The 26,284-nt window shown below is 60.0% G+C and carries 22 protein-coding genes and 1 tRNA gene; 9 read left to right on the top strand and 14 right to left on the bottom strand.

Annotated elements, in window-relative coordinates; translation table 11 throughout:
* The first annotated feature begins 117 nt into the window (after positions 1 to 117).
* Positions 118 to 1,185 (top strand): PA0069 family radical SAM protein, encoded by a 1,068-nt coding sequence (locus ACR0AC_RS07270; protein WP_480872598.1) that lies wholly within the window; start codon positions 118 to 120, stop codon positions 1,183 to 1,185.
* Positions 1,186 to 1,466: 281 nt separating this feature from the next.
* On the opposite strand, the gene gltA is transcribed toward ACR0AC_RS07270, so the two are convergent.
* Together gltA and gltX are read right to left on the bottom strand one after the other, a co-directional pair.
* Positions 1,467 to 2,762, bottom strand: a complete 1,296-nt coding sequence (gltA, locus tag ACR0AC_RS07275) for a citrate synthase (RefSeq protein WP_170450352.1) — start codon at positions 2,760 to 2,762, stop codon at positions 1,467 to 1,469.
* 122 nt (positions 2,763 to 2,884) lie between these two features.
* Positions 2,885 to 4,285 carry a glutamate--tRNA ligase gene (gene gltX, locus ACR0AC_RS07280; RefSeq protein ID WP_480872600.1) on the bottom strand — a complete coding sequence of 467 codons (1,401 nt, stop codon included), beginning with the start codon at positions 4,283 to 4,285 and terminating at the stop codon, positions 2,885 to 2,887.
* Positions 4,286 to 4,363: 78 nt separating this feature from the next.
* Between gltX and ACR0AC_RS07285 the strand changes: the two genes are divergently transcribed.
* Positions 4,364 to 6,400, top strand: a complete 2,037-nt coding sequence (locus tag ACR0AC_RS07285; protein ID WP_480872602.1) for a ComEC/Rec2 family competence protein — start codon at positions 4,364 to 4,366, stop codon at positions 6,398 to 6,400.
* A gap of 8 nt (positions 6,401 to 6,408) precedes the next feature.
* Here the strand turns inward: ACR0AC_RS07285 and lexA are convergent, their stop codons facing one another.
* The 6 genes from lexA to ACR0AC_RS07315 all read right to left on the bottom strand — a co-directional run bounded on the left by lexA (position 6,409) and on the right by ACR0AC_RS07315 (position 11,234).
* Positions 6,409 to 7,107, bottom strand: a complete 699-nt coding sequence (gene lexA / locus ACR0AC_RS07290; RefSeq protein ID WP_170450359.1) for a transcriptional repressor LexA — start codon at positions 7,105 to 7,107, stop codon at positions 6,409 to 6,411.
* A gap of 78 nt (positions 7,108 to 7,185) precedes the next feature.
* Complete coding sequence (locus ACR0AC_RS07295; protein ID WP_480872604.1) at positions 7,186 to 8,358, bottom strand: molybdopterin molybdotransferase MoeA; 1,173 nt, start codon at positions 8,356 to 8,358, stop codon at positions 7,186 to 7,188.
* Positions 8,355 to 8,828 (bottom strand): cyclic pyranopterin monophosphate synthase MoaC, encoded by a 474-nt coding sequence (gene moaC / locus ACR0AC_RS07300; protein ID WP_170450363.1) that lies wholly within the window; start codon positions 8,826 to 8,828, stop codon positions 8,355 to 8,357. The genes ACR0AC_RS07295 and moaC overlap by 4 nt, the downstream gene beginning before the upstream one ends.
* The gene (gene trpC / locus ACR0AC_RS07305) at positions 8,828 to 9,640 is read right to left on the bottom strand and encodes an indole-3-glycerol phosphate synthase TrpC (protein ID WP_480872606.1); all 813 of its coding nucleotides are present in this window, start codon (positions 9,638 to 9,640) and stop codon (positions 8,828 to 8,830) included. Before trpC ends, moaC begins: the two co-directional genes overlap by 1 nt.
* Entirely contained in the window at positions 9,637 to 10,656 is a 1,020-nt protein-coding gene (gene trpD, locus ACR0AC_RS07310) for an anthranilate phosphoribosyltransferase (RefSeq protein WP_170450367.1), read from the bottom strand. The genes trpC and trpD overlap by 4 nt, the downstream gene beginning before the upstream one ends.
* The gene (locus ACR0AC_RS07315) at positions 10,653 to 11,234 is read right to left on the bottom strand and encodes an anthranilate synthase component II (RefSeq protein WP_480872608.1); all 582 of its coding nucleotides are present in this window, start codon (positions 11,232 to 11,234) and stop codon (positions 10,653 to 10,655) included. Before ACR0AC_RS07315 ends, trpD begins: the two co-directional genes overlap by 4 nt.
* 160 nt (positions 11,235 to 11,394) lie before the next feature.
* Here ACR0AC_RS07315 and ACR0AC_RS07320 point away from each other — a divergent pair, with 160 nt between their 5' ends.
* Entirely contained in the window at positions 11,395 to 12,864 is a 1,470-nt protein-coding gene (locus ACR0AC_RS07320; protein WP_480626050.1) for a divergent polysaccharide deacetylase family protein, read from the top strand.
* 42 nt (positions 12,865 to 12,906) lie between these two features.
* On the opposite strand, the gene trpE is transcribed toward ACR0AC_RS07320, so the two are convergent.
* The 5 genes from trpE to fabI all read right to left on the bottom strand — a co-directional run bounded on the left by trpE (position 12,907) and on the right by fabI (position 18,910).
* Positions 12,907 to 14,415, bottom strand: coding sequence for an anthranilate synthase component I (gene trpE / locus ACR0AC_RS07325; RefSeq protein ID WP_170450373.1), 1,509 nt, complete (start codon positions 14,413 to 14,415; stop codon positions 12,907 to 12,909).
* A gap of 11 nt (positions 14,416 to 14,426) precedes the next feature.
* On the bottom strand, positions 14,427 to 16,268 hold the full coding sequence (locus ACR0AC_RS07330; protein WP_480872610.1) for a peptidyl-prolyl cis-trans isomerase: 1,842 nt from the start codon (positions 16,266 to 16,268) through the stop codon (positions 14,427 to 14,429).
* An 81-nt stretch (positions 16,269 to 16,349) separates the two neighbouring features.
* The gene (locus ACR0AC_RS07335; RefSeq protein ID WP_480872612.1) at positions 16,350 to 17,525 is read right to left on the bottom strand and encodes an aminotransferase; all 1,176 of its coding nucleotides are present in this window, start codon (positions 17,523 to 17,525) and stop codon (positions 16,350 to 16,352) included.
* A gap of 64 nt (positions 17,526 to 17,589) precedes the next feature.
* Positions 17,590 to 18,099: a xanthine phosphoribosyltransferase gene (gene gpt, locus ACR0AC_RS07340; protein WP_480872614.1), complete on the bottom strand. Its 510-nt coding sequence runs from the start codon at positions 18,097 to 18,099 to the stop codon at positions 17,590 to 17,592.
* A gap of 4 nt (positions 18,100 to 18,103) precedes the next feature.
* Positions 18,104 to 18,910: an enoyl-ACP reductase FabI gene (gene fabI, locus ACR0AC_RS07345; protein WP_170450381.1), complete on the bottom strand. Its 807-nt coding sequence runs from the start codon at positions 18,908 to 18,910 to the stop codon at positions 18,104 to 18,106.
* Between the two features lie 135 nt (positions 18,911 to 19,045).
* Here fabI and pdxH point away from each other — a divergent pair, with 135 nt between their 5' ends.
* The 4 genes from pdxH to ACR0AC_RS07365 all read left to right on the top strand — a co-directional run bounded on the left by pdxH (position 19,046) and on the right by ACR0AC_RS07365 (position 20,895).
* Positions 19,046 to 19,651, top strand: coding sequence for a pyridoxamine 5'-phosphate oxidase (gene pdxH / locus ACR0AC_RS07350; protein WP_170450383.1), 606 nt, complete (start codon positions 19,046 to 19,048; stop codon positions 19,649 to 19,651).
* A gap of 142 nt (positions 19,652 to 19,793) precedes the next feature.
* Positions 19,794 to 20,300, top strand: coding sequence for a cold-shock protein (locus ACR0AC_RS07355; protein WP_480626273.1), 507 nt, complete (start codon positions 19,794 to 19,796; stop codon positions 20,298 to 20,300).
* A 7-nt stretch (positions 20,301 to 20,307) separates the two neighbouring features.
* Positions 20,308 to 20,775: a DUF192 domain-containing protein gene (locus ACR0AC_RS07360; RefSeq protein ID WP_480708233.1), complete on the top strand. Its 468-nt coding sequence runs from the start codon at positions 20,308 to 20,310 to the stop codon at positions 20,773 to 20,775.
* A 43-nt stretch (positions 20,776 to 20,818) separates the two neighbouring features.
* Positions 20,819 to 20,895: transfer RNA gene (locus tag ACR0AC_RS07365), tRNA-Pro, on the top strand.
* 12 nt (positions 20,896 to 20,907) lie between these two features.
* On the opposite strand, the gene ACR0AC_RS07370 is transcribed toward ACR0AC_RS07365, so the two are convergent.
* Entirely contained in the window at positions 20,908 to 21,342 is a 435-nt protein-coding gene (locus ACR0AC_RS07370; RefSeq protein ID WP_170518803.1) for a hypothetical protein, read from the bottom strand.
* A 531-nt stretch (positions 21,343 to 21,873) separates the two neighbouring features.
* Between ACR0AC_RS07370 and ACR0AC_RS07375 the strand changes: the two genes are divergently transcribed.
* Positions 21,874 to 25,494: a vitamin B12-dependent ribonucleotide reductase gene (locus ACR0AC_RS07375; RefSeq protein WP_480872617.1), complete on the top strand. Its 3,621-nt coding sequence runs from the start codon at positions 21,874 to 21,876 to the stop codon at positions 25,492 to 25,494.
* Positions 25,495 to 26,035: 541 nt separating this feature from the next.
* Positions 26,036 to 26,278, top strand: a complete 243-nt coding sequence (locus ACR0AC_RS07380) for an EF-hand domain-containing protein (RefSeq protein WP_170450391.1) — start codon at positions 26,036 to 26,038, stop codon at positions 26,276 to 26,278.
* The last annotated feature ends 6 nt before the right edge of the window (positions 26,279 to 26,284 follow it).

Below are 26,284 nucleotides of genomic sequence, written 5' to 3' on the forward strand. Positions count from 1 at the left end.
TGGTTCAGGTCGTTAGGCGAAATCCCCTGGATTCTGTTTTTTGGCCGGAAAGCCGCGTGGCACTTGCCGTTGCGGCGGTCTTTGGTTACTTTGCCGATAGGAACAAAAAGCGAACAAATGACTGATCATTTCACAATCCGGGGGCGGGGAACCGCATCAAACGACGCTGGTCGGTTTGAACGCTATGCCACTGTCGCAACCGATGATGGCTGGTCGGCGGACGAAGACCTGCCCCCCCTGCGTACCGAGGTTCGGGATGAGATCGCGCGGAGTGTGATCACCTATAACCGATCTCCGGATTTGCCCTTTGATCGATCGATTAACCCATATCGCGGGTGCGAACATGGTTGCGTGTACTGTTTTGCCAGACCCAGCCACGCTTATTTGGGTCTGTCCGCAGGGCTGGACTTTGAAACGCGTTTGGTTGCCCGTCCGAACGCGGCGGATGTTCTGCGCAAAGAACTGTCGTCGCGGTCCTACCGCGTGGCGACCATCGCTTTGGGGACCAACACAGACCCCTACCAGCCCATAGAGAAAACCCGTTTGATAACAAGGGAATGCTTGCAGGTTTTGCAGGACTTCAACCACCCGGTTGCCATTGTCACCAAAGGCGCGCTGATCGAGCGGGATCTTGATATTCTGGCCCCAATGGCCGAGTTGGGACTGGCGCGGGTCGGCATATCGCTGACGACGCTGGATGCGGATTTGTCGCGTCGGATGGAACCTCGGGCCCCGTCACCAAACCGACGGTTGCAGACGATCCGCAGATTGACGCAAGCCGGGGTGCCGGTGCGCGTGATGACATCTCCGCTGGTTCCGGGGCTGACCGATCACGAATTGGAACAGTTGCTGGAGGCAGGCCGGGACGCCGGTGCAGATACCGCAAGCTGGATCATGCTGCGCCTACCCAGAGAGGTCTCGGGACTATGGCAAGAATGGCTGGCCCAGAATGAACCCGCGCGCGCAGGTAAGGTGATGTCCCGCCTGCGCGACATGCACGGAGGTCGGGATTACGATCCTCGTTGGGGTCACAGAATGCGGGGCGAGGGGGAGTATGCGCAGGTCATTGCACAGCGTTTTTCGAAAGCCTGCAAGCGCCTTGGGCTGGCAATCAAATCCGACGCTCTGCGCTGCGATCTGTTCTCGATCCCGCCGCAGTCCGGGGACCAACTGAGCCTGTTTTGAGATGGTCCGTGCATAGTCATTTCTGAGCCAAAAGGTTGCTACCGCCTTCTTCTCTGGCCTCTTGTGGACCAGTTGGCTGGGTCGCTGGTTCACTTACGGCAAGGGTCAAAACCCTGACCAAAACCCGCAAACAGAGGCATTGGCCAAGAAGAAGAGCATTGGCGACGCTAGAAGAATTCGAAGCGACGGCACGACGAGGTTTACCGTTGTCGGCCGGATCCACGTTTGACCGCTCAAAAAAAACCCCGCAAATCGCGGGGTCTTTCTTGTGTCATGCCGCCTTAGCGGTTTTCGATATCCACGTAGTCGCGGTTGGTCTCGCCCAGATACAACTGACGCGGACGGCCGATCTTGTTCTGTGGATCGGCAATCATCTCTTTCCACTGGCTGACCCAGCCAACGGTGCGCGAAAGGGCAAAGATCGGGGTGAACATCGAGGTGGGGAAGCCCATCGCCTCGAGAATGATGCCCGAATAGAAGTCCACATTCGGGAACAGTTTTTTCTCGGCGAAATACGGATCTTCCAGCGCCTCACGCTCAAGTTCCTTGGCGACCTGCAGCTTCGGATTGTCTTCAATGCCCAGCAGATCCAGCACTTCGTCAGCCGACTGCTTCATCACCTTGGCGCGCGGGTCGAAGTTCTTGTAGACGCGGTGGCCAAAGCCCATCAGGCGGAACGGGTCGTTCTTGTCCTTGGCGCGGGCGATGTATTCAGGGATACGATCAACGGTGCCGATCTCTTCCAGCATCTCTAGACAGGCTTGGTTCGCACCGCCATGGGCCGGACCCCACAGGCAGGCGATGCCAGCGGCGATACAGGCAAACGGGTTTGCACCGGACGATGACGCCAGACGCACGGTCGATGTCGAGGCGTTCTGTTCGTGGTCCGCGTGCAGGGTAAAGATGCGGTCCATTGCACGGCTGAGGATCGGGTTCACCTCATACTCTTCGGCTGGAACGCTGAAGCACATGCGCAGGAAGTTCGACGCATAGTCCAGATCATTGCGCGGATAAACGAAAGGCTGACCGGTGTGGTACTTGAAGGCCCAGGCCGCGATGGTGGGCATCTTGGCGATCAGACGGTGCGAGGCGACCTCGCGCTGATGCGGGTCCGAGATGTCGGTCGAATCGTGATAGAAGGCCGACATCGCGCCAACCACGCCCACCATGATCGCCATCGGGTGCGCGTCCCGGCGGAAGCCGCGATAGAAATACTGCATCTGCTCGTGCAGCATGGTGTGACGGGTGATCGTGGTCTCGAAGGTTTCAAGATCCTTGGCGCTCGGCAACTCTCCGTACAGCAGCAGATAGCACACTTCCAGGAAGTGGGATTTCTCGGCCAGTTGATCGATCGGATAGCCCCGGTGCAGCAGCTCGCCCTTTTCGCCATCGATATAGGTGATGGTGCTGTCGCAGCTTGCGGTCGAGGTAAAGCCGGGGTCATAGGTGAACACACCCGCCTGACCGTACAGTTTGCGGATATCGACAACGTCAGGCCCAGCGGTCGGCGAGTGAACCGGCAACTCATACTCTTTTCCATGCACGGTCAGAGTGGCTGTTTTGTTGCTATCAGTCATGGTTGTCCCTTCTTCATTCGTGCGCAGGCCAGATCGTTGCCGAAACCTGCGGGCAATGACCGCGCGCAAGCGCGCAGTCCGGGTGTTAGCGGAGCAGCGTTACCCGTTTATGAAGCTTGGGTTTATTTCGCTGCCTCAGAAAGCCGCGCCAGGGTTTCATCGCGTCCCAGCACAAGCATCATGTCAAAAACCGAAGGTGTGACGGCCCGACCAGCCAATACAGCCCTAAGCGGGCCTGCCAGCTTGCCGAACTTGACCTCCCTTGCTTCGGCAAAGGAATTCAACGTCTCTTCCAGCTCGTTCCGGGACCAGCTAGCATTTTGCAACTGCGGCGTCAATTCATTCAGTATACCATCGGATACTGATGCCAACGCTTTTGCGGCTTTCTCATCCGGGGCAATCGGACGCTCGGTCAGTACAAAATGCGCTTTTTCAAGCAGTTCCGGGAAAGTGCGCGCGCGATCCTTGAGGCAATACATCGCACGTTCCAGATCACCCGATTGTGTCTGTGTGAGAGCGGGCAGCTCTGCTGCCGCGAGGTAATCTTCAATTTCTTGCCGCAGCGCAGCATCATCCGAGATTGCGATGTGCTGACCGCACAGGTTTTCCAGCTTTTTCAAGTCGAAACGCGCCGGGCTTTTGCCGATTCCATCCAGATCGAACCACTCTTTCGCCTGTGCGTCGGTGAAGAATTCATCGTCACCGTGGCTCCAACCCAGACGTGCCAGATAGTTGCGCATACCGGCGGCGGGATAGCCCATCGCCTGATATTCCTGCGCGCCCAAAGCGCCGTGGCGTTTGGACAGTTTCTTGCCGTCAGGCCCGTGAATCAGCGGAATGTGCGCCCAGACTGGAACGTCCCAGCCCATCGCCTCGTAGATCATCATCTGGCGGGCGGCGTTGTTCAGGTGATCGTCGCCGCGGATCACATGGGTGACGCCCATATCGTGGTCATCAACCACAACCGCCAGCATATAAACCGGTGTCCCGTCCGAGCGCAGAAGGATCATATCGTCTAGCTGATCGTTGCGGATGGTCACATCGCCCTGAACCTGATCCCGGATCACGGTCGCGCCGTCCTGCGGCGCCTTGATGCGGATCACAAAAGGCGCATTGGGGTGGGTTTCAGGGGGCGCATCGCGCCAGGGGCTGCGGAACAGGGTCGATTTCCCCTCGGCCCGTGCCTGTTCGCGGAATGCGGCGATTTCATCCTGAGACGAGAAACACTTATAAGCCTTGCCCTCAGCCAATAGCTGATGCGCAACCTCGGCGTGTCGTGCGGCCCCTTCGAACTGAGAAATCACGTCGCCGTCGTGATCCAGCCCAAGCCACTCCATGCCTTGTAGAATCGCCGCGGTGGCCTCGGGGGTCGACCGCTCGCGGTCCGTGTCTTCGATTCGCAGCAGGAACTTGCCGCTGCGCCCGCGCGCATAAAGCCAGTTGAACAGCGCTGTGCGTGCACCGCCGATGTGCAGAAAACCGGTGGGTGAGGGTGCAAAACGGGTGACGACCTGATCGGACATTATTTTGATTAACCTTTTGGTAACCGCGACGGGCATAGTGTGGCGCTTGTCTAACGAGCCCGAAGGACGGGGGCAACCATGCGTGTTCTTGCACGGGCCCAGGCGGCGCTGCTGAACCAGACGGGGTTCCTGTTTCCATGGTCTCCGGTATGTCTGGCGCTTGGGATTGGCCTCTATTTCGGATTGCGGTTCGAACCGGGCTGGCCGATCTATCTGGGCTTTGCGACCACCGGTTTGGTGCTGATCGGCCTGTGCCGCTTTTTACCGGCCGGATGGGGATCGTTGGCAATCGGGGGGGCGCTGGTTGCTGTCGGCTTTCTGCTGGCAGGTGCCCGCGCCCATATGGTGGCGGAACCGGTTTTGTCATGGCGGTATTACGGCCCCATCGAGGGGAGGGTCGTCGCCATGGACCGGTCTGCCTCGGATGCGCTGCGACTGACGCTGGATCAGGTGCGGGTAGGGGACGTGCCGCATGATCGGCGACCGCAGCGCATCCGTCTTTCCGTACATTCTCAGATCGATCCCATTGCGCCGGGGCAGCGGATCATGACCACCGCCCATTTGTCGCCGCCGCAAGGCCCGGTCGAGCCCGGCGGTTTCGATTTCCGCCGCCACGCCTGGTTTCAACGCCTTGGCGCGGTTGGATACACCCGCGTTCCGGTCATGACCATTGCCCCGCCGCAGGACGCGATGGACGGGGTTCGGATTACCGCGATCCGCATGAAGATTTCCGAGCGGGTGCGTGAGATCTTGCCGGGTGAGGTTGGCGGCTTTGCCGCCGCCGTCACCACCGGAGACCGCAGCGGTATGGGGCAAGCGGCGCTTGGGGCGTTACGGGCATCGAATCTCGCGCATCTACTTGCGATCTCGGGCTTGCATATGGGGCTGTTGACCGGGTTTGTCTTTGTGGCCTGCCGGATCGGGCTGTCCGCGATCCCGGCCTTGGCCCTGCGCGTTCCGGTTCGCAAACTGGCTGCGGGATGTGCGCTGGTCGCTGCGGTGATCTACCTGATGCTCTCGGGCGGTAACGTGGCGACCGAACGTGCCTTTGTCATGGTCACCGTCATGTTGGGGGCGGTTCTGATCGACCGCCGTGCCATCTCGTTGCGGGCGGTGGCCGTGGCGGCGTTGATCGTGCTGGCCTTGCGCCCCGAAACCCTGCTGAGCCCCGGTTTTCAGATGTCATTTGCGGCAACCACGGCCCTTGTGGCCGTCTTTGGCGCATTGCGCGACTTCGGCCCGATGCCCGGCCCCAAATGGGTGCAGCCGATAGCCGGCGTTCTCATGTCATCTGCAATCGCCGGTCTTGCCACTGCGCCAATCGGCGCGGCACATTTCAACACCATGTCGCATTATGGCCTGCTGGCGAACCTTCTGTCGGTTCCGGTGATGGGGTCGGTTGTGGTGCCCTTTGCCGTGGTTGCGGCCTTGTTGGCCCCGTTTGGGTTGGAGGCGATTGCCATTCAGATCATGGGCATTGGCCTGCGATGGATCTTGATGATCGCGGACTGGGTCTCGGGCCTTGAGGGCGCGCAAGGTTACGTTGTCAGCCCGCCCTGGTTCGTGCTGCCGGTGATGGCCCTGGGCGCGCTTTGGATTGCCCTGTGGCAGGGCCGGGCGCGGTGGATCGGCCTTGCCCCCGTCGCCCTTGCCTTTCTGTTCTGGACGTCTGGCCATCGCCCCGAGGTGCTGATCGCCGAGTCCGGAGGGTTGGTGGGCGTCATCACTGAACAGGGCAGGGCGCTGAGCAAAGAAAAAGGCAGCGGTTTTGTTGCGACTGTTTGGTTAGAGAATGACGGGGACGGGCAGGATCAGGTGCACGCTGCCGGTCGTTGGCCGGGGCAGTCCGGCCTTATCCAGCGGATTGCCTTGCAGGACAAAGAGGTCATCCATGTCACCGGCAAAAGGGCCGCGCAGGAATTCACGGAGTGCCATGAGAATCAGATCGTTGTTTCAGCAATAAATCTGGACATGGACGGAGATTGCAGCGTTTTTGACCCCGAGCGGCTGTATGAGACCGGAAGCCTCTCCATCACTGATGGAAAGCTGGTCACCAGCGCGGATCTGACCGGGCATCGCCTGTGGTCCCCGAAACCCTCCGGGGACAGGCGTTAAAGGTGGGATCAGTAGGTGCGGATCAACCCGACCAGACGACCCTGAACCTTGATTTTGTCTTCGGGCAGCACCCGCGTTTCATAAGCCGGGTTCGCGGCCTCAAGCGCGATGGCCTGACCACGGCGGAAGAAACGCTTCAAGGTGGCCTCCTGATCCTCGACCAGTGCAACAACGATGTCGCCGTTGTCAGCGGTCGATGTCTCGCGGATCACGACGACGTCGCCATCATTGATCCCGGCATCGATCATCGAGTCGCCCTTTACCTCAAGCGCGTAATGCGAACCCTGACCCGAGACCATGGGGCCGGGTACCGCCACACGATGCGAGACGTGGCTGATCGCCTCAATCGGCACACCAGCGGCGATCCGGCCCATAACGGGCAGTTCCATAGCGTCCACCGCAACAGGTTCAAAGTTTGCCGGGCGTTGGCCTTCAGGCTTGTCACCATCGATCACGCGCGGGCTGAACCCCGCCGTGGGTTGTCCGCCAAGGCTTTCGGGCAATTTCACAATCTCGATCGCGCGGGCACGGTGGGCCAGACGGCGGATAAATCCACGCTCTTCCAATGCCGTGATCAACCGATGAATGCCGGATTTCGAACGCAGGTCCAGCGCGGCCTTCATTTCGTCAAAGCTGGGCGGAACACCGTCCGCCTGCACGCGTTTGTGGATGAATTCCAGCAAATCCAATTGCTTCTTGGTCAGCATCGCTCACACCTCGTCGCTCATGCGTTTTCTTTTGTTCTACGCATGTTCACGTTTTGTGTCAACGAATTTGACGATGTTCTATATCGGCAGGTAGCGCACCTTTGCCCCCGCAGGCAGCGCGGGATCGTCGGGCGGGCGCACCAACAAGGCGTTGGCCTGTGCCAGAACGCTCAGCAGAGAACTGTCCTGATCGGCACAGGCGCGGATGCCGTTCTCGTCGAGGATTGCGCGCATATAGTGCTCGCGCGGGCCGTTCGGCGACAGCGGCTCGACCAGGGTGGCGGTCCTGAACGGTGTCACAACCGAATCCAGACCCAACATGCGCCGCACCATCGGAGCCAGGAACAAATAGCCGCAAACCATTGCGCTGACGGGATTTCCGGGCAGACCGACCATGGCCGTATCGCCCATCCGTCCGGCCATCAGGGGTTTTCCGGGCCGCATTCTGATCTTGTAGAACGACCGTTCCATCCCCAGCGCCTGGGACACGTCGGACACAAGATCATAGTCGCCGACCGACGCGCCGCCGATTGTCACCACCAGATCAGCGCCCTCGGCCAGACCAAAGGCGGTTTCAAGCGACGATACCGTATCCTGCGCGATGGGCAGGACGCGGACATGTGCGCCAAGCCCTTCCAGCAAGGCTTTCAGTCCGAACGTATTCGAGGCGATGATCTGGTCAGGGCCGGGCGTTTCGCCGGGCATGACCAACTCATCCCCGGTCGAAATCAGCGCGACCTGAGGTTTCCGCGTCACCGGTACCATTGCGATGTTCATGGCGGCCATCAGGGCGGCATCTTCGGGGCGGATCAGACGCGGGGCGGTGATTTTGGTACCCTTGGCAAAATCCACCCCGGCGGGCCGGATGTTGGTTCTGGGGCCGGGGGCGTCGGTTATGGTGATCAGGTCGCCCCGGCGATCCACATCTTCCTGAATAGCAATGAAATCAGCACCTTCCGGCACCGGCGCGCCGGTGAAAATGCGCACAGCCTGACCCGGCCCGACACGTCCATCGAAGCGATTGCCCGCAGCGGATTCCCCTACAACCTTGAACATGGCATGCAGTTCAACCTCAGCCGCTTTGACCGCGTATCCATCCATGGAAGAGGCCGCAAAGGGCGGCTGGTCGCGCGTCGCTGCGACGTCTTCGACCAGGACCCGGCCTGCGGATTGGGCCAGTGGCACATGCTCGACCGGCAGCGGAGCAACCAGATCGAACAGCAGGGCGCGGGCGTCTTCAACGGTGATCATTGCGCTTCGTAACGCCCCGATTTTCCGCCATCTTTCAAAAGGACCCGAATACCGCCGATCTCCATCGCCTTGTCCACGGCTTTGGTCATGTCATAGACCGTCAGCGCGGCGGTCGAGACGGCCGTCAGCGCCTCCATCTCAACCCCGGTCTGGCCCGAGGTCTTTACGGTGGCTTCGATCTGAACGCCCGGCAGATCAGGGTCCAGCGTCAGCTCCACGGCAACCTTGGTCACCGGCAAAGGGTGGCAAAGGGGGATCAGGTCAGGCGTTTTCTTGGCCCCCATGATTCCGGCCAGTCGCGCAACGCCCAGAACATCGCCCTTCTTGGCGCGACCTTCTGAAATCAAATCAAAGGTTTCTTGCGCCATCTTGATGTGCCCTGCGGCCACCGCCACACGGTCCGTCACCTCTTTATCCGAGACATCGACCATATGGGCCTGACCTTGCGCATCGAAATGGGTGAGCGGCATCACATCACTCCGGGGATCAGCGGGTTTGACAGGATGTGCCGGGTCGCGGCGGTCACGTCGTCCTGACGCATCAGGCTTTCGCCGATCAGGAAACACCGCGCGCCGTAACGGGCGATATCGGCCAAATCCTCGGGCGCGCCCAGACCGCTTTCGCAGACGATCGTCCGGTCTCCTGGAACCAGCTTCGACAACCGCCGGGTCGTATCAAGAGTGGTCTCGAACGTCTTGAGATTGCGGTTATTTATCCCGATCAGAGGGCTTTTCAACTGCGTCGCGCGCTCCAACTCGGCCGCGTCATGAACCTCGATCAGAACGTCCATGCCCCAGTCACAAGCGGTTTGTTCCAGTTCGGCGGCCTGAGCATCCTCGACCGAGGCCATGATGATCAGGATACAATCTGCCCCCAATGCGCGCGCTTCGACGACCTGATAGGGGTCATACATGAAATCCTTGCGCAGGGCGGGCAGGTTGGTGGCGGCACGGGCTGCGGTCAGATATTCCTTGGCGCCCTGAAAGCTTGGCGTGTCCGTCAGCACCGACAAACAGGCCGCGCCGCCATCTTCATAAGCTTTCGCCAGAACCGGTGGATCAAAATCCGGACGGATCAGACCTTTCGAGGGGCTGGCCTTTTTGACCTCGGCAATCAGTCCATACCCGGTGCGGGACGCATCGTGCAGCGCTGCAGCAAAGCCGCGAACCTCGGGCGCTTCGCGCGCCTCGCTTTCCAGTTCGTCCAGCGATTTTTGCGCCTTGTCCGCTGCGATCTCTTCCAGCTTGTAGGCTTTGATTTTGTCCAGAACAGTCTCGGTCATGCGGCTTCCTGTGTGATCCGCGCCAGGGCGGTTATTTTCTCTTTTGCTTTGCCACTGTCGATGCTTTCGGCAGCCTTTTCAACGCCTTCGCGCAGGTCCGAGGCCGCCTCGGCCACGACCAGAGCGGCTGCCGAATTCAGGAGAACGGCGTCGCGATAGGCCGACGGCGCGCCCTCCAGTAAGGCGCGAAAAGCGGTGGCGTTTTCCTCGGGCGTGCCGCCGATGATGTCCTCGAACGGGTGCACAGGCAGGCCCGCGTCTTCCGGGTGCAGTTCAACCTCTTTGACGGTATCGTCTTCCAACGCGGCAACCCAGCTGACGCCGGTAATGGTCAACTCATCGGTGCCGTCCGAGCCATGGACCAGCCATGCACGGTCGGAACCCAACAGACCCAGCGTCTCTGCCATCGGTCGGATCAATTCGCGCGAGAACGCGCCGGTCAACTGGCGCTTGACGCCCGCCGGGTTGGTCAGCGGCCCGAGAATGTTGAAGATCGTGCGCGTCCCAAGCTCTTGCCGCGAGGGCATGACATGGGCAATGGCCGGGTGGTGCATTGGGGCCATCATGAAGCAGATACCGGCCTCATTCAGCGCCTTTTCAACCACTTGTGGGCCAACCATCACGTTGATTCCCATCTGGCCCAACGCATCCGCCGCGCCGGATTTGGAACTGAGATTCCGGTTGCCGTGCTTGGCCACGGTGACACCGGCCCCCGCCACGACAAAGGCCGTCGCGGTCGAGATGTTCAGGGTTCCCTTGCCGTCACCGCCGGTGCCCACGATGTCCATTGCACCCGCAGGTGCGGTCACGGCGTTGCACTTGGCGCGCATCACAGCGGCGGCGGCGGCGTATTCGTCCACGGTTTCGCCCCGCGTGCGCATCGCCATCAGTAGCCCGCCAATCTGGCTGGGGGTGGCTTCGCCGTCGAACAGAATGCCAAAGGCCTGTTCCGCCTCGGCACGGGTCAAAGGCCGATCAGCCGACGCGCCGATCAGTGGTTTCAATGCGTCGCTCATGCGGGGACTTTCAGTTCTTGCAGGAAGTTCTTGAGCAGGGCGTGGCCATACTCGGATGCGATGGATTCCGGGTGGAACTGGACGCCGTGAATGGGCAGTTCCTTGTGTTGCAGCCCCATTATGGTGCCGTCTTCCAGTTCCGCCGTGATCTCAAGGCAGTCCGGCAGCGTCTCACGCTCGACGATCAGGGAATGGTAGCGGGTCGCTTCAAAGGGTGAGGGCAGTCCGGCAAAGACGCCTTTGCCGGTATGTTTCATCGTGCCCATCTTGCCGTGCACGATCTCATGGCAGCGCACGACCCTACCGCCAAAGACCTGTCCGATAGTCTGATGGCCCAGACAAACACCCATAAGGGGTGTCTTTGTCTCGGCAGCGGCTTCGGTCAGGGCCAGGCAAATCCCGGCCTGATCCGGGTCGCAGGGGCCGGGGCTGAGCAGGATGCCGGCGGGGTTCATCGCCATGGCTTCCTGCACATCCAGCGCATCGTTGCGGCGAATGACCATTTCGGCCCCAAGTTCGCCCAGATAATGCACCAGGTTGTAGGTAAACGAGTCGTAGTTGTCGATCAGCAGCAGCATTTGGGCACTTATCTTCGCTTGGGCATTTCAGGCTGGCGATGCAGCCCCCGGCCACGGTATAATGTCGGGACATACATGCTCAGGCTTGTGCGGCAGCGTCAAGAGGACATCCCGTTCCCGGCGCGTCATCAGGCCAAGCGTCGCAGCAGACGGCGTCGGGATGGGCAAAGCAGTAAACAGGCGAAAGGCACTGGTCATGGGCGGATTTATCGGGGGAATGGTCGCGGGCGCGGTCGTTGTTTTGATTCTGGGCACGGTACTGTCGTTGCAGGCGCCGTTGGCTCAGCGAACCGCGGTCACGACCGAAGCGCCGCAACCCGAAGACGTGGCGACATCCGAGGCCCCGGAAGGTGTGGCCGAGACCGGATCGGATGCGGATCTGGTCGAAGTGCCCCCCGCTGCGCCAAATGTTGCCGAGTACCAAGAAGAGGACGCAGCCGATCTGTCAGGTCTTGAGGCCGAGGCAGATGCCCAACCTGTGATCACGGATCCGGCGCAACAGGCCGAACAGCCTGATCCTGCGGTGTCCGAGGACGTCGCGGTGCTGACGGATCCGCCCGCCGCGCCACAACTGCCGGGGGCAGCGCCGCAGGCCCCTCAGGACGATAGCCAACCGCTGGTGATCGATGAGACACCCGCGCCGCCTGCAAACGAAGATGTGGCTGGACTGGAACCCCAGCCAGAACCGGCGCAATTGCCGGGCACGTCCAACGAGGACACCGAAGAGAACCCGTTTGAAAACAGCCCGATTGCCGTTGAAGGCGATGAGGATGTTTTGCCCCGGACCTTGCCGCGTCTTGCAGCGCTGCCTCAGATCGGGGGGGAGGGTGAGACCAGCACCAGCTCAATCATTGGTAAACGCGTTGTTCCCCTGACTGAACGGGACGATCCGCCAGCGACGGATACACCAAGCACGGACGCGGCAGGTACGGATGGATCGATTGCCATCGCGGTCGGAAAGCCCATCGAGGCGTACGCCGCGTCGTTCGATAACCCCGAGGCCAAACCGCTGATGTCGATCATTCTGATCGATGACGAGGACGCATTTGGAGCCGAGGCGCTGCAGGATTTTCCCTATCCGATCAGCTTCGCCGTCAGCCCGTCCGACCCGAATGCAGCCGAGAAGATGGCCCGCCACCGAGCCGCCGGGTTCGAGGTGATGGCCTTGGTTGATCTGCATGAGGCGGCCAGCGCACAGGATGCCGAGGTTTCGATGGCCGTGTGGCTTGAAGCGCTGCCGGAAACCGTGGGTATTCTGGAAGGGGTCGATACCGGCATTCAGGGCAATCGCAAACTGGCCGATCAGGTGGCCGAGATTGCGGGTGTGACGGGCCGGGGGCTGATCACGCAGGATAACGGGTTGAACACGGTCCAGAAGATCGCGGCCCGCAACGGTGTGCCGTCGGGCGTGGTGTTCCGCGATATCGACGGGGCGCGTCAGGACCCCAAGATCATGCGTCGGTTCCTGGACCAGGCCGTGTTCCGCGCCGGACAGGAAGGCACGGTTGTGATGCTGGGTCGCGTGCGGCCCGAGACGATCTCGGCACTGTTGCTTTGGGGATTGGAAGATCGCGGCAATCGGGTTGCGATGGCCCCGATCTCGGCCGTCATGATGCGCGAAGTGCAGTAAGATAAAGAAAGGCGGCTGATCCGGGATCGCCGCCTTTTCTTATTAGTTGCCGCTGCCGGTGAACCGGGCAGAATCTGCCGCAGCCCGTCGGATCGCATTGGATTTGTGGACTGTCTCCATATACTCAGCCTCTGGGTCGCTGTCGTAAACAACGCCGCCACCGGCCTGAATATAAAGCTTCTGATCCTTCACGATCGCTGTGCGCAGGGCGATGCACATATCCATATCGCCGCCCGCGCTGAAATAGCCGACACCGCCGCCATAGACGCCGCGCTTTTCCGGCTCCAGCTCGTCGATGATCTCCATCGCGCGGACCTTGGGCGCGCCCGAGACGGTCCCCGCAGGCATCCCGGCAAAGAAGGCATCCAGCGCGTCTTTGTCCTCGGCCAGTTCGCCAACCACGTTCGAGACGATGTGCATCACGTGGCTGTAGCGTTCGATGATGAACTCTTCGGTTGGACGTACGGTGCCGATCTTGGCAACGCGGCCTGTATCGTTGCGGCCCAGATCCAGCAGCATCAGATGCTCTGCCAGTTCTTTCTTGTCAGCCAGCAGATCGACCTCGTTTGCCTTGTCTTCTTCGGGCGTCGCGCCGCGTGGGCGGGTGCCTGCGATGGGGCGAATGGTGACTTCGTCGCCGAAGACGCGCACCAGAATCTCCGGGCTTGCGCCCACAACCTGAAAGCCGCCGAAGTTGAAGTAAAACATGAAGGGCGAGGGGTTGGTGCGGCGCAGCGAGCGATAAAGCGCAAAGGGCGGCTGGGGAAAATCCTGCGTCCAGCGCTGCGCCGGGACGACCTGAAAAATGTCGCCCGCGCGAATGTATTCCTTGGCCTTTTCAACGGCTTCCATATAGCCGGATTTGGTGAAGTTCGACACGGGCGGCGCAACCTCGGACGCGTCCCCCAGATCGCGGGTCTCGGCAGGCATGGCGCGTTCCAGATCGCGGACCGCGTCCATCACACGCTCAGCCGCTTGGGCATAGGCGGCCTTGGCGGATTGCCCCTCACTGACCCAGGCGGGCGAGACAACGGTGACCTCGCCCTTCACACCGTCCAGCACCGCGATGACCGACGGGCGCAGCATGATGGCGTCCGGCAGACCCAGCGGGTCGGGGTTCACGTCCGGCAGATATTCGACCAGACGCACCATGTCGTAACCCAGATAGCCGAACAGCCCGGCGGCGGCCTGCGGCAGATCGTCGGGCAGGGCGATACGGCTTTCCGCTAGCAACGCGCGCAGGTTGTCCATCGGGTTGCCGTCCTGAGGCGTAAACGCCTCGGCATCGAATCGCGCCGAGCGGTTCAGTTCAGACACTTCACCCTGGCAGCGCCAGATCAGATCCGGCTTCATCCCGATGATCGAATAGCGCCCGCGCACCTCTCCGCCAGTGACGGATTCCAGCATGAACGCGTCTTTCTGCGCGCCGGTCAGTTTCAGCATCAGCGAGACCGGCGTATCCAGATCAGCGGCGAGCCGAGTGTAGACGACCTGGTTTTCGCCCGCTTCATAGGCGCGGGCGAAACTATCGAAGTCGGGGGTCAATGCCATCTTGGTCTCGTTTAATAGCTTGCCTGCACGGCGTTCAGGGCTTGCTGATCGACCACAGGGCGGGCCCGTGTTTGCGCATCGCGCACATAGGCGTCAAAGATATTCTGGGCCAGTGCCTGATCCAGTTGAGCGGTCAGTGCTTCCTGCACCTGACGCAGTTCGTCGGTCTCGGCCGGGGGCAGAATCTCATCCAGACGCACGATCATGGCCGCTTCGTTGCCGCTGATCACGCGCAGCTCACCTGGTTCCATTTCGAACACTTCGGCCATGAAGCTGGGCGGCACATCGTCCAGAAACGCGGTGCGGGTCAGGGCGTTTTCGACGCGGAACGGCAAGCCGGTTGCAGTGAAATCGCCGTCGGTTGCCAATTCCACCAGGACCGAGGCCGCCTGATCCAGCAGTGCTTTGTTTGTCTCTGCAGCAGTCCAAGCGGCGGCGACGCGATCACGCGCGCTGTCCAGCGGTTCAGGGCGCGGCGGCAGTTCTTCATCCAATCGCAGGGCAAAGATCGAGCCGTCCTCAAGAAAGCCGATCTCGGGGAAGTCGCCTTCACGCACGGCTTCGGCGGCGGTGCGGAACCCGTCATAGGCGGCAACGCTTTCGTCGCTGTCGCCGGTCCAGTCGATCTGGCCCAATTCCATCTCGGTCTCGGCAACCAGTTCTTCCAGGGTGGCACCACCGGCCAGCATGTCATTGATGTCTTCCGACTGCGCCTCGATCAGACGGCGGGCGCGGTCCGAGGCGATTTCTTCGCGCAGGGCCGGTTCGGCGTCTTCAAACGGAGTGTTGTTTGCGGCCAGCGATCCGTTGATGCGGAACAGGGCAGGGCCGAAGACCGACGGCAACGGACCGACGACCGCGTCCAGTTCGGCGGCAAACACCGCATCGGCGGCCTCGCCCAGATCATCGCGTGTGACGTCGCCCAGATCGATATCGCTCAGCTCCAACTCGCGGTCGCGAACCAGTTGTTCGAACGTGGTTCCACCCACTTCAAGTTGGGCCTTGGCATCATTTGCGGCCTCTTCGCTGGGGAAGTTCAGACGCTCGACCAGACGGCGTTCAGGCTGCTGGAATTCCTCCGCACGCTGATCGTAAAGGCGGCGCAGCGTGTCCTCGTCAACCTCGACCGTGTCCACCAGCATTTCGGGCGACAGGATGGCATAGGTCAGGCTTTTGGTACGCGGCAGGGTGAACTGATCCGTGTTCTCATCGTAGTAAGACTGAACCTGATCTTCGCTCGGCTCGGCGACCGGCGTGGTCAGTGTGTCAACGCCAAGCGTGGCTACGGTAAAGCTGCGGCGCGCGCCGATATAGTCGACCATGGTTTCGGTCAGCGTTGCGGGCATCTTCACGCCACCGGTCACAGCGGCCTGAATGATCGTGCGCGAGGACTCCTTGCGCAGATCGTCTTCGAACTCGGTATCGGTCATGCCGATCTGTTCCAGCTGGAACCGATAGGCTTCGCGGTCAAACGTGCCGTTCACGCCCTGAAAGGCCGGGATCGCCACGATCTCTTCCTGCAGGTTTTCATCCCCGATCGAGATACCAAGCTGAGCGACCTCATTGTCCAAAGCGGCCAGCGCAGTCAGGCGCGACAGGGCCAGTTGGTCCAGCCCAAATTCACGGGCCTGAGACATTTGCAGCGGCTGACCGGTCTGCGCCTCGACGGCGCGGATTTCGCGCTGAAGCTCGCGCACATAAGCCTCGACCGAGACGCTTTCGTCGCCCACTTGCGCCACGGTCCGCACCGTACCGCTGAGATTGGTTGCGCCAAAGCCTGCGAGACCTACGAACAGAAGGCCCATCAGTATCCAGACAAAGGTTTTTGAAAGACTGTTCTTGCCTGCAGCCATAATGCCCTCTTGGTGTTTTTGGCAGGTCTCTGCCCTGTTGGTCGGGGCCCTGAATACGACGCGTGCCGCCGGGGGGCAAGCTTAGAAGGAAAGCGCCTGCAAACGATCGAACAACCGGCCGATTCCGGCCCGGTCCAGATTGGCAAAAGCCACACGGACCTGCCGTTCCCCGGCAGGGTCGCCTGCGGGCATGAACATGGTGCCCGGCAACAGCAGAATACCTGCTTCGGGGACCAGACGACGGGCCAATTCATCCGAGGGCATGTCGAACGGATGTTCGAGATAGGCGAAATAAGCGCCCAGCCCCAAAAGCCGCCAGCCTTTTGCCGTCAGTGCCTGCATCCCCTCAGCGATGGCAGCGCGGCGGTCGAGGATTTCGTCGCGCTCACCTGCCAGCCACTGGTTCAGGTTCTGCATCCCCCATAGGGCCGCAAACTGGCCGATCTGGCCGGGGCATATCGCAACGGTGTCCAGAAATTTCTCGATCTCGGCCAGCAAGGCCGCGCTGGTCGCAATGGCGCCGACCCTGTGCCCGGTCAGGCGGTAGGCTTTCGAGAAGGAATAGAGATGCACCAGCGTCTCGTCCCAGCCGGTCTGTTGGAACAACTCATGCGGGGGGCCACTGCGGCTGTCGAAATCGCGATAGGTTTCGTCGACCAGAAGATAGATGCCTGCTTCGCGCGCCAGATCATAGAAGGCGCGGACCAGATCAGCCGGGTACTCGACCCCGCCGGGATTGTTGGGCGTGACCAGGGAAATCGCGCGCGTCTTGTCGGTGATCAGGGCGCGGGCCTGATCCGGGTCGGGCAGCAGATCATCACCGGTTGGCAGATCGATAGCTTGCACGCCTGCCATATCCAGCCACATTTTGTGGTTGAAGTACCAGGGGGTTGGCAGGATCACCTCATCCCCCTGATCGGTGATGGCCGAGATGACGGCTGAGAAGGCCTGATTGCAGCCCGAGGTGATCGCAACCTGTTCCGGCATCACACTGGCTGCGTAATGATCTCCAATCTGGTTGGCCAGTTCGGTGCGCAGATCGTCATTGCCCAAAACGGGTCCGTAGAGATGCGCGCTGTCCTGCTGCACCGTGAAGTCAGCAATGGCCTGCCGCAGGGCCAGCGGTGGAGGATCCACCGGTGCGGCCTGGCTGACATTGATCAGAGGGTGATCATCGGGAAATGTAACGCCGTCCAGCCAACGCCGCGCCTCCATCACCGGGGGTGGGAAGGTGGCGCTGGTGCGGGTCTGGGTCATGGCGTGCCGATCTTTTGCGAGGCTCTGCCTCGCGCTCCGAGGTATTTTTGAACAGAAGAAGGGATCAGTCGGTGGCGCGATAAGGCTCGACATATTGCAGGGCCATATCCCACGGGAAGAAGATCCAGGTGTCCTGGCTGACCTCGGTGATGAACGTGTCCACCATCGGGCGGCCTTTAGGCTTGGCGTAGACCGTGGCGAAATGGGCCTTAGGGTACATCGCGCGCACCAGTTCCAGGGTTTTTCCGCTGTCGACCAGATCGTCGACGATCAGAATACCTTCTCCGTCGCCCATCAACGCCGCATCGGGGGCTTTCAGCACTTCGGCCTCACCCTGTTCCTGATGGTGGTACGAGCGGACGCTGATTGTATCGACGGTGCGAATATCAAGCTCGCGGCTGACGATCATCGCCGGGGCCATGCCGCCACGGGTGATCGCAACAACCGCGCGCCATGCGCCGTCATCGGGGCCTTGCCCGTCCAGCCGCCACGCCAAAGCGCGCGAATCGCGGTGGATCTGATCCCAGCTGATGTGAAATCCCTTTTCGTGGGGCAGGCGGTCCTTGGCGCTCATGTCTTTAGCCTTTCTCGACGTCCGGGGCATCGACGGCCTTCATGCCGACAATGTGATAACCCGAATCCACGTGCAGGTTTTCCCCGGTCACACCGCCGGACAGGTTCGACAGCAGATACAGCGCCGAATTGCCCACATCGTCGATGGTCACGTTGCGGCGCAGGGGCGAGTTATACTCGTTCCACTTCATGATATAGCGGAAGTCGCCGATGCCGCTGGCGGCCAACGTCTTGATCGGACCGGCCGAGATCGAGTTCACGCGGATGCCGTCCTTGCCCAGATCTTCGGCCAGATATTTGACCGATGCCTCAAGCGCCGCTTTGGCCACGCCCATCACATTATAATGTGGCATCACCTGTTCTGCGCCGTAATAGGTCAGCGTGATCGCGCTGCCGCCTTCGGACATCATCTTTTCGGCCCGTTGCATCACAGCGGTAAAGGAATAAACCGACACATCCATGGTCAGTTTGAAATTCGCCCGGCTGGTGTCGACATAGCGACCGCGCAATTCGTTCTTGTCGGAAAATCCGATGGCATGAACGACGAAATCCAGCTTGCCCCATTTTTCTTCCAGCGCGGTGAACAGCGCATCGATCGATGCTTCGTCACTGACGTCGCAGGGCAGGACAACCTCGCTTCCCAACTGAGCCGCCAATGGATCGACGCGCTTTTTCAGGGCGTCGCCCTGATAGGAAAAGGCCAGCTCGGCCCCGGCGTCGGACAAGGCGCGGGCGATTCCCCATGCGATTGATTTGTCATTGGCCAGTCCCATGATGAGGCCGCGTTTTCCGGCCATCAACTGATTTGACATGTTTGGTTCTCCGCCTGTCTTCGCGATGTGTTGCGTTGGTTTATGCCATTGGGTGCGCTGCATCAAGGCCGTGCACCCTTGCCCGCAGCAGGTTCTCGCCTTAGGTTCGGGGACAATACTTTCCAGGGGATGGAAATGACCGAGCGTGATGGCATCTTTGCTGGCTCCGATCCGTTTGAAATAGCGGCTCGGTGGTTAGGCGAGGCTGAAAAGACTGAATCAAACGACCCCAATGCAATTGCCCTGGCAACTGTCGATGCCGATGGCATGCCCAATTCGCGCATGGTTCTGTTGAAAGATATTGAACCGAACGGTTTTGTTTTCTACACAAACTATGAAAGCAAAAAGGCGTCCGAATTGGACGGTGCAGGGAAGGCCGCTTTTGTCATGCACTGGAAATCATTGCGGCGTCAGATCCGAGTTCGTGGTACAATAACCCGCGAGGATGGGCCGAAAGCGGATGAATATTATGCATCCAGGTCACTGAAAAGCCGGTTGGGGGCTTGGGCATCGCGGCAATCACAACCGCTCAGCAGTCGGGCCGCGCTGATGGCCGAGGTCGCCAAGGTGACGGCTAAGCACGGTCCTAATCCAGCAAGGCCACCGTTTTGGGGAGGGTACAGATTAGCACCAACCGAAATCGAATTCTGGGCTGACGGGGCATTTCGTCTGCACGACAGATTCAGGTGGCAACGGGAAAAGCCGGATTCGGCGTGGCATGTGGAAAGGTTGAATCCATGACGTTCACGTGTCGCGAAATGCAACAGTCAGAAAATAAACGACTTTTTCAGCTTGAAATTGTGGGTCATTCCCATAAACAACAAACCCTTAACGAACTGCTAAAATTCGCGATGGGAAAACAGTGCCAGAAGATCTGAACAACATGTATCGCGTCCGGGGACACGTAAAATGGTTCGATCCCGCAAAGGGATACGGATTTGTTGTGTCTGACGAAGGCGGTCCGGATATTCTGTTGCACGTGAACGTGTTGCGCAATTTCGGTCAAAGCTCGGTCGCGGACGGGGCAGGGATCGAGATCATGACCCATCGCACCGATCGCGGCGTTCAGGCGGTCGAGGTGATCAGTGTTGATCCGCCTGCACGCACGGACTCGATGCTGCTGGCTGATTTTGCCGAACTTGATCCTGACGTGATCTCTGACGCCCCGCTGGTGGCGGCGCGGGTTAAATGGTTCGACAAGGGCAAAGGCTTTGGTTTTGCCAATGTCTTTGGTCGCGGCGAAGACGTGTTCCTGCATATCGAGGTTCTGCGCCGCTCGGGCCTTGCGGATCTGCAGCCGGGCGAGGCGCTGGCGATGCGGGTGATCGATGGCAAACGCGGGCGCATGGCGGCACAGGTTCTTGCCTGGGAAGCCGCGTTGGACGACTAATACTTTCATGATGCGCTGCCTTACCGTTCCTGCCGTGATCCTTACGATGTGGGCCGGGAACGTGTTTGCCGAATGCCGGCCTGACCGAGTCGAATTGAAAAACGATCAGGCGCAGATTCGGTTCGACGTCGAGCTTGCCGTTACCCCGCAAGAACGATCCCGCGGCCTTATGTTCCGCGAGCATCTTGCGAACAGGTCGGGCATGTTGTTCGTGTTCGATCCGCCGCAGCCGGTTGTGTTCTGGATGAAGAATACTCTGATACCGCTCGACATCATCTTTCTGGACAAGACCGGAGCCGTGACGCGCGTGCATCAGGGGGCCATTCCGGGCGATTTGACCCCGATTGAAGGGGGCGATGCCGTGTTTGCGGTGTTGGAAATCAACGCCGGTTTGTCCGCGCGATATGGGATCGAGGCGGGAACCCAGATGCGGCACGAAATTTTTTCGCAAGGCCCCGCAATTTGGCCCTGTTAGGGCTTTTCAAATCAGATCGGCATCGTTAGGAAGGCGCACGGTCCGGGGCGTGGCGCAGTCTGGTAGCGCACCTGTTTTGGGTACAGGGGGTCGTAGGTTCGAATCCTGCCGCCCCGACCACTTTTCTTCCCTTCAAGTCGGCGAGCCACCCAACGCGCGGTAAAGCGTGCTCATCGTCTTGTCCAATTCTTCGCTTTCCACCGGAACCTCAACTTTTGATCCGTTTTTCTGCGGCACTTCAAACACCAGCGACGCATCGACCCTGTAGCCGCCCGAGGTTTTGGTCGGGATCAGCCGCATGATGCTTTTGGGCAGGTCCTGAGGGTCCCCGTCGTAGTTCAGAATCAGGAACGCGGTCGCTTCGGGCGGCAAAAACTCGCTACACGCAAAACCGCGATCCCCCAGTTTTTGAAAGGTTTCGCCGGGGCCGGAACAGCTGGCTTCGAAGGTTTCGAACAGGCGCGTGGGGTAGGTTTCGAACTGCGCGCTGCGTGACGCATCGGGCACATCCTGTGGTGTGCAGGCCACGATCAGGGCCAGTGCCGGGAGAAAGCGAAACGGCTGCATCTTCTTGTAAGCCCTCAATCATTTGCGTTTTTGTCACGCGCCGGATTTGCCGGATTGCAAAGGCACGGGATGATTCTGTTTCAGCCTAGCCAGTCGGGCGTTGGTTGATCAAACGCTGATAACTGTGCTGGTAAAAACAACAATTCCATTTTGAGAGATTTGGGTTCGGCGGAATTTCGCCGTGGATCATTCTGTGGAGGAATCGCAGCACCGGGCCCCGAGGCCTTTGTCGGTGATCGGGTCAACACAAAAGATTTCAAAAATGACCCAAAAATGCCGTTGACGATCTATGGTGAGATACGTCAGATTGTATGAGCCGAACAAGACGCCACTACATCTGGTATGAAATCCGGGGACGGCGCGGGCGAGGGACGGAACGCACACCAAAGAAATGTGCAACCGCTAAGACGGTTATGTGTTGCCACGGGCAACGCCTGATCTTCTGCGTCTGTCAGGTTCGGCATGGTGGTGGGCCCGGTATTTCATGGGTCTGACGCTGGGTAGACGGTCATTAATTCGAAGGCAGCGGACATGAAAATTGAAAGAAAATTCACCAAACCGGGGCAGGACGCATACGCAGATCTTGATTTCGTGTCTGCAACATCAGAGATCCGGAACCCCGACGGAACCATCGTTTTTCGGTTGGACAACATCGAAGTTCCGTCAAGCTGGAGCCAGGTGGCCAGCGACGTTATTGCGCAGAAATATTTCCGCAAGGCCGGTGTTCCGTCTAAGCTGAAGAAAGTAAAAGAGAAAGACGTCCCCGAATTCCTGTGGCGCTCGGTTCCCGCCGATGGCGCTGAATTCGATGGTGAGACGTCCTCGAAGCAAGTGTTCGACCGTCTGGCAGGCGCATGGGCCTATTGGGGCTGGAAGGGCGGCTATTTCTCGGATGAAGAGGACGCGCGCGCCTATTTTGACGAGATGCGCTATATGCTGGCGACACAGCGCGCGGCACCAAACTCGCCCCAGTGGTTCAACACCGGTCTGCACTGGGCCTATGGCATCGACGGCCCGGCGCAGGGGCACCATTATGTCGATTACAAAACCGGCAAGCTGACCAAATCGAAATCCGCTTATGAACACCCGCAGCCGCACGCCTGTTTCATCCAGTCGGTTGATGATGATCTGGTGAACGAAGGCGGCATCATGGATCTGTGGGTGCGTGAGGCGCGCCTGTTTAAATACGGTAGCGGAACAGGAACCAACTTCAGCCACCTGCGGGCTGAGGGCGAGGCGCTGTCGGGTGGCGGCAAATCCTCGGGCCTCATGGGCTTTCTCAAGATCGGCGACCGCGCCGCTGGTGCGATCAAATCAGGCGGGACAACCCGTCGAGCAGCAAAGATGGTGATCGTCGATGCAGATCACCCGGATATCGAGCAATTCATCGAATGGAAGGTGATCGAAGAGCAGAAAGTGGCCTCGATCGTTGCCGGATCGAAGATGCACGAGAAGATGCTGAACGGCATTTTCGAGGCCATCCGGTCCTGGGACGGGTCTGCCGATGACGCCTATGATCCGAACGCAAACGACGCCCTGAAAAAGGCGGTGCGTGAAGCCAAAAAAGTTGCGATCCCCGAGACTTACATCAAACGCGTGCTGGATTACGCCAAGCAGGGCCACGACAGTATCGAGTTCCCGACCTACGACACCGACTGGGATTCCGAAGCCTATAGCTCGGTCTCGGGCCAGAACTCGAACAACTCGATCCGCGTGACCAACGCGTTCCTGACCGCCGTTGAAAAAGACGCCGATTGGGAGTTGATCAACCGCACCGACGGCAAGGTCGCCCGAACCGTGAAAGCGCGTGATCTGTGGGAAAAGGTCGGCCACGCCGCATGGGCCTGTGCTGATCCGGGCATCCAGTTCCACGACACCGTTAACGAGTGGCACACTTGCCCCGAAGATGGTGAGATTCGCGGCTCGAACCCGTGTTCGGAATATATGTTCCTGGATGACACGGCTTGTAACCTGGCCTCGATGAACCTGCTGACCTTCCTGAAAGACGGTGAGTTCCAGGCGGAGGATTATATGCACGCCTCGCGTCTGTGGACCCTGACGCTGGAAATCTCGGTAACCATGGCGCAGTTCCCGTCGAAGGAAATCGCGCAACTGTCTTATGACTTCCGCACACTGGGCCTGGGTTACGCCAATATCGGCGGTTTGCTGATGAACATGGGCTACAGCTATGACTCGGACGAAGGCCGGGCGATCTGTGGTGCGCTGACCGCGATCATGACCGGCGTGGCCTACGCGACCTCGGCCGAGATTGCAGGCGAACTGGGTCCATTCAAGGGCTATGAGCGCAACGCTGATCACATGCTGCGCGTCATCCGTAACCACCGCCGTGCGTCGCAGGGTGTGACGGATGGCTATGAGAAACTGGCGGTCAAGCCGGTGCCTCTGGACCACGGCAACTGCCCCGATAAACGTCTGGTCGATCTGGCCATGTCCGCCTGGGACGAGGCGCTGAGCCTTGGTGAGAAGAACGGCTATCGCAACGCGCAGGCCACTGTGATCGCGCCGACCGGGACCATCGGTCTGGTGATGGATTGCGACACCACCGGGATCGAGCCGGACTTTGCGCTGGTCAAATTCAAGAAGCTCGCGGGCGGCGGTTACTTCAAGATCATCAACCGCTCGGTGCCGTCGGCGCTGGAAAAGCTGGGCTATTCCTCATCTCAGATCGAAGAGATCGTAGGCTATGCGGTCGGCCACGGCACCATCGGTAACGCGCCGGGCATTAACCATACTTCGCTGACCGGTCATGGCTTTGGCCCCAATGAACTGGCCAAGGTGGATGCCGCGCTGGAAAGCGCCTTTGATATCCGGTTCGTCTTCAACCAGTGGACACTGGGCGAGGATTTCTGCACCGGCGTTCTGGGCATCCCGGCGACCAAGCTGAACGACCCGACTTTCGACTTGCTGCGCCATCTGGGCTTTACCCGCGCGGATATCGACGCAGCCAACGATCACGTCTGCGGAACCATGACGCTGGAAGGCGCGCCGCATCTGAAGGAAGAGCACTATTCGATCTTCGACTGCGCCAACCCGTGCGGCAAGAAAGGCAAGCGTTTCCTTGGGGTTGACAGCCACATCACCATGATGGCGGCGGCGCAAAGCTTCATCTCGGGTGCGATCTCGAAAACGATCAACATGCCGAATGACGCGACCATCGAGGATTGCCAGAAGGCATATGAACTGTCGTGGTCGCTGGGTGTGAAGGCCAACGCGCTCTACCGTGACGGCTCGAAACTGTCGCAGCCTCTGGCGGCGGCGCTGGTCGAGGATGACGACGAGGCGGCGGAAGTGCTGGAAAGCGGTTCGACGCAGGAAAAAGCCGTTGTTCTGGCCGAGAAGGTGATCGAGAAGGTTGTGGTCAAGGAAATGATCCGCAGCCATCGCGAGAAACTGCCCCATCGCCGCAAGGGTTATACCCAGAAGGCGATCGTGGGTGGCCACAAGGTCTATTTGCGCACGGGTGAGTTCGAAGACGGCAAGTTGGGCGAGATTTTCATCGATATGCACAAGGAAGGCGCTGGCTTCCGGGCGATGATGAACAACTTTGCCATCGCCGTGTCGGTTGGCCTGCAATACGGCGTGCCGCTGGAGGAATTCGTCGACGCCTTCACCTTCACCAAGTTCGAACCGGCGGGGATGGTGCAAGGCAACGACTCGATCAAGAACGCGACGTCGATCCTGGATTACATCTTCCGTGAATTGGCCGTGTCCTATCTGGACCGCACCGATTTGGCCCATGTGAAACCCGAAGGCGCCAGCTTTGACGATCTGGGTCGCGGTGAGGAAGAAGGCGTCTCGAACGTCTCGGAAGTCAGCGACAGCGCGGCGTCCAAGTCTCTGGAAGTGCTGAAGCAAATCAGTTCGACCGGTTATCTGCGCAAGCGTTTGCCGCAGGATCTGGCGGTGTTCAACGCGGGTCAGGCCGAACTGAACGGCATGGCGGAAACTGCAGCGGCCTTCGATACCCCGGTCGCGGAAACAGCCGTGGCAACCGGCATGGATGCTCGCACCAAAGCCAAGATGCAAGGGTACGAGGGAGACCCGTGCGGCGAATGCGGAAACTACACGCTGGTGCGCAACGGCACCTGCATGAAGTGCAACACCTGCGGCGCAACTAGCGGGTGTAGCTGAGTTCAGCGCCCCGGCACCCCGGGGCGCAGGGGTCGGATAACTGCCACAGGTACCGACCCCGACGAATACGGAGAATGGTCGCAAGACTTACCGAAGACCTTTCTCCACTTGGCCGACATGCCCGTGTTGGCCGCAAACAGGGTGGGGCGGAATATTTGCTCCCTCCCACTCTTTCACGGGGCGGGTGCGCTCGCCCCATGCGCAGTCCAGGCCGCAGGCAAAAAATACCGGGCGGTCAACGAAATGAGCCTGGAAGGCGAAACTGACAGGGGGCTTCGGCCCCCTTTCTTTTTTGTTGCGCCGAGTCGCCCCTTATCAGCAAGCCCTTGCCGGATCGGCTGCATTTTGTCGGGCAAGAATCGCCGACGGGCGGGTTGCGCGTTTCGTCCAGCAAGGGATTGCGGACCCGACTCGGGGAAAGTCGCAAAGAATGGCGCGAAATCCCGCAGTTCAGGTCAATGGGGTGACCAGAACCAGGTTGAAGGTGTTTGTAAGACCTGTCCGGACGCAAACACGAAAAACTCACTCAGGAGGCACTAACATGAAACCGCAAAATTTGGCCGTTATTTCGGCAATCGCACTCGGGCTGCCCGCGCTGGCATTGGCGCAATCGGCGGCGGACACGAACGGGGATGGCGTGCTGACCATCGACGAAGTGCAGGCCGTCGTGCCCGAGGTGGACGCCGATACCTTCTCGGCCATGGATGCCAACGGCGACGGCGCGTTGGATCAGGACGAAGTCGCAATTGCGCAAGAGGCCGGACTGCTGCCCAACAACGGGTAATCCGGC

It is taken from the genome of Ruegeria sp. H7, assembly GCF_056532945.1.